General features: G+C 67.7%; 10 protein-coding genes. 3 read left to right on the plus strand and 7 right to left on the minus strand.

The features are described 5' to 3' along the window. Positions 1-136: 136 nt before the first annotated feature. From NBRGI_RS29135 to NBRGI_RS29145, 3 genes are all read left to right on the plus strand, one after another. Positions 137-2,599 (plus strand): glycerol-3-phosphate 1-O-acyltransferase, encoded by a 2,463-nt coding sequence (locus NBRGI_RS29135; protein ID WP_029900405.1) that lies wholly within the window; start codon positions 137-139, stop codon positions 2,597-2,599. Beyond that, positions 2,596-4,044 (plus strand): HAD-IB family hydrolase, encoded by a 1,449-nt coding sequence (locus NBRGI_RS29140; protein ID WP_029900406.1) that lies wholly within the window; start codon positions 2,596-2,598, stop codon positions 4,042-4,044. Before NBRGI_RS29135 ends, NBRGI_RS29140 begins: the two co-directional genes overlap by 4 nt. 150 nt (positions 4,045-4,194) lie before the next feature. Next, on the plus strand, positions 4,195-4,632 hold the full coding sequence (locus NBRGI_RS29145) for a DUF6069 family protein (RefSeq protein WP_029900407.1): 438 nt from the start codon (positions 4,195-4,197) through the stop codon (positions 4,630-4,632). Positions 4,633-4,697: 65 nt separating this feature from the next. Here the strand turns inward: NBRGI_RS29145 and NBRGI_RS29150 are convergent, their stop codons facing one another. The 7 genes from NBRGI_RS29150 to NBRGI_RS29185 all read right to left on the minus strand — a co-directional run bounded on the left by NBRGI_RS29150 (position 4,698) and on the right by NBRGI_RS29185 (position 8,875). Next, the gene (locus NBRGI_RS29150) at positions 4,698-5,399 is read right to left on the minus strand and encodes a polyprenol monophosphomannose synthase (protein WP_029900408.1); all 702 of its coding nucleotides are present in this window, start codon (positions 5,397-5,399) and stop codon (positions 4,698-4,700) included. A 274-nt stretch (positions 5,400-5,673) separates the two neighbouring features. Then, on the minus strand, positions 5,674-5,841 hold the full coding sequence (locus tag NBRGI_RS48555; protein ID WP_014981515.1) for a hypothetical protein: 168 nt from the start codon (positions 5,839-5,841) through the stop codon (positions 5,674-5,676). 70 nt (positions 5,842-5,911) lie between these two features. Continuing rightward, entirely contained in the window at positions 5,912-6,577 is a 666-nt protein-coding gene (locus tag NBRGI_RS29160) for a GAP family protein (RefSeq protein WP_029900409.1), read from the minus strand. A gap of 366 nt (positions 6,578-6,943) precedes the next feature. Continuing rightward, positions 6,944-7,435, minus strand: a complete 492-nt coding sequence (locus NBRGI_RS29170) for an SRPBCC domain-containing protein (protein WP_029900410.1) — start codon at positions 7,433-7,435, stop codon at positions 6,944-6,946. Beyond that, on the minus strand, positions 7,432-7,749 hold the full coding sequence (locus tag NBRGI_RS29175) for an ArsR/SmtB family transcription factor (RefSeq protein WP_029900411.1): 318 nt from the start codon (positions 7,747-7,749) through the stop codon (positions 7,432-7,434). The genes NBRGI_RS29170 and NBRGI_RS29175 overlap by 4 nt, the downstream gene beginning before the upstream one ends. 478 nt (positions 7,750-8,227) lie before the next feature. Then, entirely contained in the window at positions 8,228-8,392 is a 165-nt protein-coding gene (locus tag NBRGI_RS48260) for a hypothetical protein (RefSeq protein WP_158439937.1), read from the minus strand. Between the two features lie 195 nt (positions 8,393-8,587). Further along, complete coding sequence (locus NBRGI_RS29185; protein WP_148310985.1) at positions 8,588-8,875, minus strand: hypothetical protein; 288 nt, start codon at positions 8,873-8,875, stop codon at positions 8,588-8,590. Between the last annotated feature and the right edge of the window lie 816 nt (positions 8,876-9,691).

Consider the following 9,691-nt stretch of genomic DNA (forward strand, 5'->3'; position numbering starts at 1 on the left):
GCACCGCACGCCCGCGGGTGACTCACCGGGAACCGCTGAGCCGAATCCGCCGCTGACCGCCGGCCGCCGACGCAACCGCGACGGCGCCGGTGGACACGGAGAGCGGAACAGGATCTTTCGTCGGAGGGACCGGGTCATGATCGAGCACCGAGGCGGATCACCCGCGCAGATCCAGCGAGGGTCGGCGCCGGAATCGGTGGTGGCACTGGTCGACGCGGCCTCCGCGACAGAGCGCGAGCTGATCGGAAACTGGCTCGGCAACGGCGGCATCACCGCCGAATTCGGCAGCACCGCGCCGGTCACGCAGCTGGATCTGGACGCGGGCGCGATCGCCACCCGGTTGGTCGGCCGCCACGACGACCCACTCGTGGTCCCGGTGCGGGTGCTCTGGCTGCCGCCGGAACGTGATGGCGTGCGCCGCATCACCTTCGCCGACATGGCCCTGCTTACCAATCCGCGCAAGCCGAACCGGCTCGCGCAGCGCAAACTGGTCGGCCAACCCAACCGGCACGTGGTGCTCACCGGGCAGCCCGCACTGCTCAGCGAGTTGCGCACGAACAATCCCGAAGCCGCGGCCCTGTTCGCGAAGGGCAGCGCCGAACCCTTCGCGCGCGCCATCGTGCGCGCCGCGGTCGTCGCGTTGGAGCGCGCCGAACGCACCATCATCGGCGACCGCTACAAGGTGCCCCGGCTGGTGGCCGAGGAGATCCTCGACTCGCCCGACTTCCTGCGCAGACTCGAACTCATCGCCGACCAGATCGGCGCGAGCCCGCACGAGGTGTACCGCCGCGCGGAGAAGGCGCTGAACGAACTCGTCGCCGCGCAGAGCAGACTGGTCTCCGACCTGTTCACCCAGGCGATGCGGCCGATCCACGCCTCGACCTGGAAGGTGGATTCCGACGATTCCGGACTGGCTGCGCTGCGCGACCTGAACCGCCGCTTCCCGCTAGTGTTCCTGCCTTCGCACCGGTCCTACGTCGACGCGTTCGTGCTCGGTGATGTGCTGGCCCGCAACGACTTCCCGCCGAACCACGTGATCGGCGGGGCGAACCTCAGCTTCTGGCCGATGGGCCCGATCGCCCGCCGCACCGGAACCGTGTTCATCCGCCGCAGTTTCGGCGACGACGAGGTGTACAAGGCGGTGGTCGAGGAGTACTTCGCCTATCTGCTGGCCAAACGATTCAACCTGGAGTGGTACTTCGAAGGCGGGCGCACCCGCACCGGCAAGCTGCGGCCGCCGCGCTACGGGCTCCTGAATTACCTTGCCTCGGCCGTGCGTTCGCACCGGGTCGAAGACGTCATGCTGGTTCCGGTATCGATCACCTATGAGCGGCTGAACGAGCTGGGCGCTATCGCCACCGAGCAGGTGGGCGGCAAGAAGAAGCCGGAGGGGCTCACCTGGCTGGCACGTTATGTCCGTAGCCAACAGCATTCGGCCGGGCACGTGTACGTGCGCTTCGGCGCCCCCCTGTCGGCGCGGGATCGGCTTGCCGCGCACGGCGATCCGCTCACCACCCCGCCGCTGACCATTCCGCTGCACCGCACCGAGCCCGCGCCCGCGGGGCACACCGAACTCGGGCAGGGCGAGCCCGACGCACCCGAGATCGCCGAACTGGAGCGCAAAGCCGTGCAGCGGTTGGCGTTCGAGATCGCGGTCGGCATCAACGCGGTCACCCCGGTCACGGTGAACGCGCTGGTCACCCTCGCGCTGCTCGGCGTGCACGAGCGCGCACTCACCCTGGGCGAGGTGCGCACGGTGCTCGCTCCGGTGCTCGGCTACATCGAGAAGCGCGACCTGCCGCACGGGGAACTCGCCGCATTGCGCGACGATCAGGGCCTCGCCGTTGTGCTGGAACAACTTTCGCTGGCCAAGGTCGTCACCGTATATCGCGGCGGACTCGAGCCGGTGTACTCGATCGAGGCGGGCGCGCACCTGGAAGCCGCGTTCTATCGCAACAGCGCGGTGCACTGGTTCGTGCACCGCGCCATCCTCGAACTGTCCATCCTCGCCGCCCTCGACAGCGACGGCGCCGATCAGCTGAGCACCGGCTGGGACGAGGCGTTCCGGCTGCGCGACCTGCTGAAGTTCGAGTTCTTCTTCCCCGAGCGCGCCGAGTTCGCCGAGCAGATGACCGCGGAGATGCTGCTGCTCGACCCGGAATGGCACAGTCACACCAGGGAGAACACGCTGGGCTCGGAGGTGATGACCAGACTCACCGACTCCGGATTCATGATGGCGCACCGCGTACTTCGCTCCTTCTTCGACGCGCAGCTCGTGGTCGCCGAACGATTGGCCGCGCGCGATCCGGAGACCGAGATCGACCGCAAGCAGCTCATCGCCGAATGCGTCGCGGTGGGCAAGCAGATGATGCTGCAGCAGCGGCTGCACAGCCCGGAATCGGTGTCCACCGAACTGTTCACCAGCGCACTGAAACTCGCGGACAACTACGGCCTGCTGGATCGCGTGTCGGACGATTCGGCCAAGACCAGGGCCGAATTGACCGAGCGTCGCGTGGAATTCGCGGATCGCCTGCGCACCATCGGTACCCGCATCTCGCAGGCCGCCGCCCTCGATCCGTCGAATCGGGCGCTGCGGTGACCGGTTCGAAGGACTGGAGCGTTTCCGGGGATCTGGACGCGGAACTCGCCGCGATCCGGTCCGGGCCGCAGGGTGCGCAGATCGCCGCGATCTTCGACTTCGGCGGCACCGTCATCGCCGGTCCGCCGGTGCCGGGTCCGTTGCGGCGGTTGTTCCGCCGTCGCGATATCTCGCGCGTGCTGTTGCGCGGCATCCGCGGCGGCACCACCGACGGCGCGTACGGCCGGTGGCTGCACCAATTCGCCGAAGTGTCGGCGGGTCGGCCCGAGGCGGAACTGGACGAGCTGGGCGTGCGGCTGTTCCGCGAGACCATCTACGAGTATCTGTATCCAGAAGCGTGGCAACTGATTCGAACGCATCAAGCCGCCGGGCACACCGTCGTGCTGGCCAGCTCGCTGACTCGTTTCCAGGTGGCGCCCGCGGCGGCGGCACTCGGTATCGAGCATGTGCTGTGCACGCCGATGGCGGCGCAGGACGGCTTGCTTACCGGCTATGCCGACGGGAAAACGCTGTGGCGCAACGGCAAAGCCGCGGCAGTGCGCGAGTTCGCGGCCGACCACGACCTGGATCTCGAACACAGCTACGGCTATGCGGACAGCGACGCGGACCTGCCGCTGCTGGCGCTGGTCGGTCATCCGGTGGCGGTGAACCCCGACCCGCGGCTCACCACCACGGCCGCGGAAAGGCAGTGGCCCGTAGTGCGCTTCGCGGACAGGCAAGCCGCGCGGCCGGGCGACTATCTCCGCACCGCCGCCGGTTTCGCCGGACTGCTGGGCGGCGCGTTCTACGGTGTCGCGGCGAAATCGGCCACCAGGGACCGGCAGCAGATGGCCGACGCGCTGATGGCGCATGCGGCCGGTAACACCTTGAGCATCACCGGTGTTCAGCTCCGCGTGCGCGGCGCGGAACACGCCCGCTCGCCGCGGCCCGCGGTGTTCCTGTTCAACCATCAGAGCCAGTTCGACATCATCATCGTCCCCGAGGTGCTCGGCGGTGGCGTCACCGGCATCGGCAAGAAGGAGCTGACCCGCAACCCGATCTTCGGACCGCTGATGCGCTTCGTCGGTGTGACGTTCATCGATCGCTCGAGCACCAGTGCGGCCAAGGCCGCCCTCGCACCCGTGGTCGAGACGTTGCGCAACGGACTGTCGATCGCGGTCGCGCCCGAGGGAACCCGTTCCTACACACCGGAGGTCGGCCCGTTCAAGAAGGGCGCGTTCCATATCGCGATGCAGGCCGGGGTGCCGGTCATTCCGATCGTCATTCGCAACGCGGGCGAGATCTGCCGGCGCAACGCGATGGTCGCGCGCCCGGGCATCGTGGACGTCGCGATCCTCGAACCGATCGATGTCAGCGGCTGGAATCCCGCTGATCTGGACGCCGAGGTGGCCGCGGTCCGGCAGCGCTACGTGGACCTGCTGCTGAACTGGCCGCAGCCGGACTGAGCGCGCGAACATCGGCGGGCCGCAACACATTCCGCTACGCGGCAGAACGGGGCGTGATCCAGCCCACCACCGATCGATTTGACCTGAACAATTGTTCAGGTTTCATGCTTGTTCTCAGCACCAAGCACAGCTTCGGATGAGGAGAACATCATGACCATCGCGCAATCCACCACAGCGGCCCTGCGCATCCCGGCCGTCAACCGCCCGATCGCGATCCTCGGCAGCGTCGCGGTCGCGGTCGCCGTCAACCTCGTCGTCTGGCTGATCGGCCGGGCCGCAGGCGGCTCCTTCGATGTCGTCGAGAAGGGCGTCACCACGCACGTCGGCGGCAGCGGCGTGATCATCTCGTCCGCGGTGCCGCTGCTCATCGGCATGACGCTGGCGGCGCTGGTGTCCTACTTCTGGGCCGGCGTGCTGCGGGTGGCCCAGGTGGTCGGCAGCATGCTCGCCATCGCGACCATCGGCCTCACCGTCGCCGCCACGTTCGATACCGCGACCACCATCGCGCTCTCGGTCATGCACGTCGTGCTCGCCCCGGTCGTCGTGCTCGGCCTGGAGGCGATGCGCCAAGGTCTGGCGCAGCGCTGACCGCCCGTGAACGCCGCAGGGCCCCGCATCCACCCGGATGCGGGGCCCTGCCCGGTATTCGCGACCTAGACCGAGCGGCCGAAGAGCAGCTTCCACGGCATCAACGCCGACTCCAGCTGCACCTTCAGGCTCATCTTGGAAGCACCGAGGGTGCGCTCCTCGAAACGGATCGGCACCTCGGCGATCTCGATGCCCTGCTTGACCGTCCGGTAGTTCATCTCGACCTGGAAGGAGTATCCGTTGCTGCGGATCGTGCCGACCTCGATGGCGCGCAGCGTGTCCGCCTTCCATGCCTTGAAGCCAGCGGTGGCGTCCTTCACGTGCAGCCGCAGAATCAAGTTCACATAGAAGTTGGCCCACGCCGACAGCGCTTTGCGATACCACTTCCACTCCTCGGCGGTCGAACCGCCGGGCACGTAGCGCGACCCGAGTACGACGCCCGCGTCGGTGGTCGACAGCTTCTCCAGCATGGCCGGAATCACCTCGGCCGGATGCGACAGGTCGGCGTCCATCTGGATGACCACGTCCGCGCCCTCGTCCAGCGCGCGGGTGATCCCGGCGATGTAGGCCCGGCCGAGGCCGTCCTTCTCGGTGCGGTGCAGCACGCCCACCACGTTCGGCAGTTCGGCGGCCAGCTTGTCGGCGACCTCACCGGTGCCGTCCGGTGAATTGTCGTCGACCACGAGCACGTGCAGGTCGGGCACCGGCAGCGCGGTCAGCCGCGCCACCGCAACCGGCAGATTTTCCCGCTCGTTGTAGGTCGGCACAACAACGGTAACCCTCAAGGGTCGCCCTCCCTGCTGATCCTGGTCCGGCTCGCAGCCCACGTCAGGACCACCGAGCACTCGTCTGATTCGAGAAAACCGTACTTGATCGTGCTGAAGCGGACCTGAGTGGATATACCTGGACGCCAGGACTTCGCGCCCGTACCGCCAGGTCTCGAGATCACATTCACCGGGCGTTTTCCGTTCCGCCCGGAACCCGCGGATCGACGGTGCGCGCGGGATCAGTTGCCGCACACCGGACTAGGACACCGCCAGGTCAGTCGCCGTCGCTCGCGTCGGCCTGCGCGTTGCGCGCCTTGACGATCTCCAGGGCCCGTTCCGCGGTCGCCTGATCCGGATACGGACCCATCCGATCCTGGAACCAGCACTGCCGGCCCTTCTCGGCCCGCTTGTGCTTCAAGCAGTAGTACCAGCGCTCAGCCATGCCCCCAGCATTCCACCTACGTCGCCGACGTAACGGAATTTCCGCGATCGGTCCCGGCTTGTGAGCGCGTTCACCACAGGTGCACGAGCGCATCGAACACGAGAACTATGCCGAAGACCACGAAAAGAATGCGCAGCACGCGCGGCACATGACGAGTCAATACCCGGACGATGGCGCGGTAGACACGTCTGGCCCTAGGCGTCCGGCGCAACGACAGCGAGAGCACCAGCAGGGGCGGTAACAGCGCGAGCGCGCAGTAGGCGACCACGAGCAGCGGCCAGATCGGTGGGTGCCGCGCCGAGATCATGGCCAGACCGGCCAGATACGGGACCGCGGTCGGTGCCTGCGCCAGACCGATCGCCATTCCCACGAACCCGAACAACCACGGTCTTCGACGCAGTGCCGAGGCCCAGGCGGGCGGCTCGTTGCGCGTGGTCACCGGGACTCGGCTGAGTGCGATGAGCACCACCCCCAGCACCAGCTCGCCCCAATACCGCACCGCCGGTGTGAGTTCGAACGACACCAGCTCGGTCAGGAAGGTGAGACCGAGCACCGTGCAGATGCCGAACGCCGTGGTCACCGCGAAAACCCCTGCGATGAAACTCAATCCGCCCGGCACCGGAGACCGGCGGCCCAACCGGCTGTCGGCCACCACCGCCGTGGTCAACCCCACCAGCAGCACGTCGAGCGAATCCAGCAGCGCGAATCCGGCGAGCGCGAGTAGGAGAGGCACCATGACCGGCCCAGCCTACGGGAGCCGGCGCAACCTCCGGCCCGGCCGCGAGCGGGTCCTGCGGGGCACGTTACGCCACCGCATGCTCCGAACCGGCGCCATCGATCGGCTGCACCTCGGGTACCACGCTTGTAGCAGGTTCCAGCGGCAGGCCCGGCGCGGCTGTCGCGGAGCCGGCCCCGGCCAGCGCGCCGAGCGCAATCGCGCCCGCCGCAAGGCAATTCGTCACTATTCGTGGCACCGATACCTTCTTCCCACCAGCGGCGGCGCAATGCGCGTCGCCGTGTTCGCCCAGGTTAGAAAGGTCACTCCGGTGCCGGACAGTCCCGACTTGTCCCGCCACCGGCCTTCGGGCCCACGACGAACGGGTCAGGCGATCGGCGGGCCGGACTGCGGGCCGATCAGCGGCTCGAAAACGGCGGAGTAGGCCTCGAAGCGCGGCTTCCAGTCGCCGGGTTCCAGCCCCGCGAGCTGATCGAGGCAAGCGTCCCAGCCTGCGGCATTGCGGGCCGCGGCGTCCGGCGCCAGTTCGTTGACGAGCACCAGGTGCGTGCCGCCGCCGTGCGGCGCCAACTCGAAACGCAACCGCTCGTCACCCCAGCTGAACGCCAAGAGCTTCGGCTCGTCGACCGCGAGCACCTCGCCGTCGAGCAGCAGCCCGCTCCCGTCACCGAAATCGAAGCCGATCGTCGCGCCGACCCGCCACACCCCGCCGGTCACCTGGACGTCGCACGGAAACCACGCGCGCAACTGTTCCCGCTCGGTCAGCGCCTGCCACACCACCGGTGGCGGATCGACCAGCTCACGCTCCAACCGCACCGCGGGTCGTTCACCGTCGGTCCGCAACTGGGCCTCGGTCATGATCGTCTCCTCCGATCGAGGTGCTCTTCGAGTAGATCCAGATGGGTGTGCCACATCCGGCGATACGGGGCCAGCCAATCGTCCAGTTCCACAAGCGGTTCCGGCCTTATCCGGTACAGCCGGCGCTGCGCGTCCACCCGCACCGCCACCAGCCCCGCCTCCTTCAGCACCCGCAGATGTTTGGACACCGCAGGCTGACTGAGCCCCAACTCCGCGACCAACGCCCCCACCGGCGACTCCCCCGCCCGCAACACCTCCAAAATCGCCAGCCGGTTAGGTTCGGCCAGCACTTGGAAGACGGTCGCCGCAGTCACCCCTTAATAGTCCACGCCAGTTATATAACTGTCAAGGAATATGCAAGAGAGGTTGCCGCTCAGCGAGGGCTGAGAATCAGCGGACACCCGGATCTAAGCCGATCGCAGTCGCCACCGAAGACCAAGGCCGCCGCACCAGGCGACCGCCGCGAGACCAGCGAACACTGTTGGCGCTATTGAGCTTCCAGCAATCGGTGACCGTCACCGCCCGCAACCTCCGCACCATTCGCGCTCATCCCAGCTGGACTGCCACACGCCCAGCGGCAGAGCTTCGCCCGCGCGGCAGGTATCGCTTCCGGCGGCGTGACAGCAGCGGCGCTCGTCGCCACCCGCACCCGAGCTGGGCAGCCGCACGTGCCGGCAAGGCTTCGGCCGGCCGCTTCTACAGCGGCGTTCGTCGTCCCTCGAGCCGGGCTGCGGCACTTGCGCACGCAGGACCTCAGGCGGGGGCGTACGTATCCCTTTGGGCGTCTGTGGTTCAGCGGTGTTCGTCGTCGGTAGCGACGGGTTCCTCGGGGGGATGGCGCGGCACGACATCGATCTGGACCGAACCCGCGCGCACTGATCGCAAAATCAACCCACAGACCACGAGCAGGACTCCGACGATCACCACGAAGATCACGATGTTGCCAACCATGGTCACGCCCTCCGACAACCTCCGGCCAGTGCCTCCGATCCTAGACACCGCCGACACTCGCCCCTTGGACCTCGCCTTTCGGCCCCCACGCCGCGCCGACACGCCGCGTCGCATCCTGGTCGCCTGATCACGAGGAAATGGTGGCGGCGTCGCCCGAGAGACTCCCGCCACCATTTCCTCCTGATCGACTGACCAGCTGCGCTAACCCAGACTGACCACCTTGGCCGTGCCGGAGATCACGGTGTCGGCGGCGTCGACCAACGCCATCCGCACCTGCACCGTCTGCCCGCGCTGGATCGGCTCCGGCGATCCGTCCACCCCGGCCACCATGACCACCGCAGACTGCGGGCTCCCGTCGCAGATGACTCCGGCCTGTGTCCCCGTGGCCGACGGACTCTCCGCCTGCGGATCCCCCACCATCACCTTGATCCCGACCACACCCGCCGAAGCCTCACAGCTGTAGTCGGCCCCCACATTCGCCGGCCCCACCCCCGTGATCTCAATGCTGTTGTCAGCCCAGGCAGGTGCCGCGGTCACCCCCAGCACCACCCCCACTGCCCCGACCACAAACGCAGAACGCCGATAGTTCCGAATAGTCACCATGGATCCCATTCCTCCTGAGTAGCGGAAGCAGATCGCGGAACACACTCGAAATCGGGTACGGACGCAAACCGCACCCCCCTCATGATTCCCCACCTCAGTAAAAACCAACCAGTACTTCGAAAACCTCCCCACCGCCGCCTGTCAAAGCGCCTAAGACAACCCACCGAATCCGAACGCGATATCCAGGACTCCGCGACACGTCAATTACCCCGACCGCCCGCGTCCCGGCACCCCGGCACCCCGGCACCCCGGCACCCCGGCACCCCGGCACCCACGATCTCGACCGAAGCACCTCGGAGCGAACACGGTGCCCAATGGGAGCCCGGCCCACAGACAGCCGACCCGCCCACAGCAGCGAGCTCACCGAGCGGAGCGTGATCGAACAGCGGGAAACAGTCCAACTGCAGAGTCCAACCCCCGCCCACTAGAGGCGAGTCCGCCTGCGCGAGCAGCCATTCACGGGAACGCGGTCCTACTACGAAAGCAGCCCCCGAGTACGGGCGCCCCCGACCGAGAGAGAGTCCAGCGACAGTAGCGCGACCGATTGCGGAGGCCCCGGAGGCGGAGGCGCACTTGCCTACGGGAGGACGGCCCAGCTCCGGGAGCGAGTCCCACCCGCGGGGGTCGGCGGCCGGAGTAGGACTGGCAACGGAAGGAGGTCCAGCTACACGGAAATCCGCCTACGGGAGCAGGTCCCGAGCG

The organism is Nocardia brasiliensis IFM 10847 (assembly GCF_000710915.1).
GTDB classification, from domain to species: domain Bacteria; phylum Actinomycetota; class Actinomycetes; order Mycobacteriales; family Mycobacteriaceae; genus Nocardia; species Nocardia brasiliensis_A.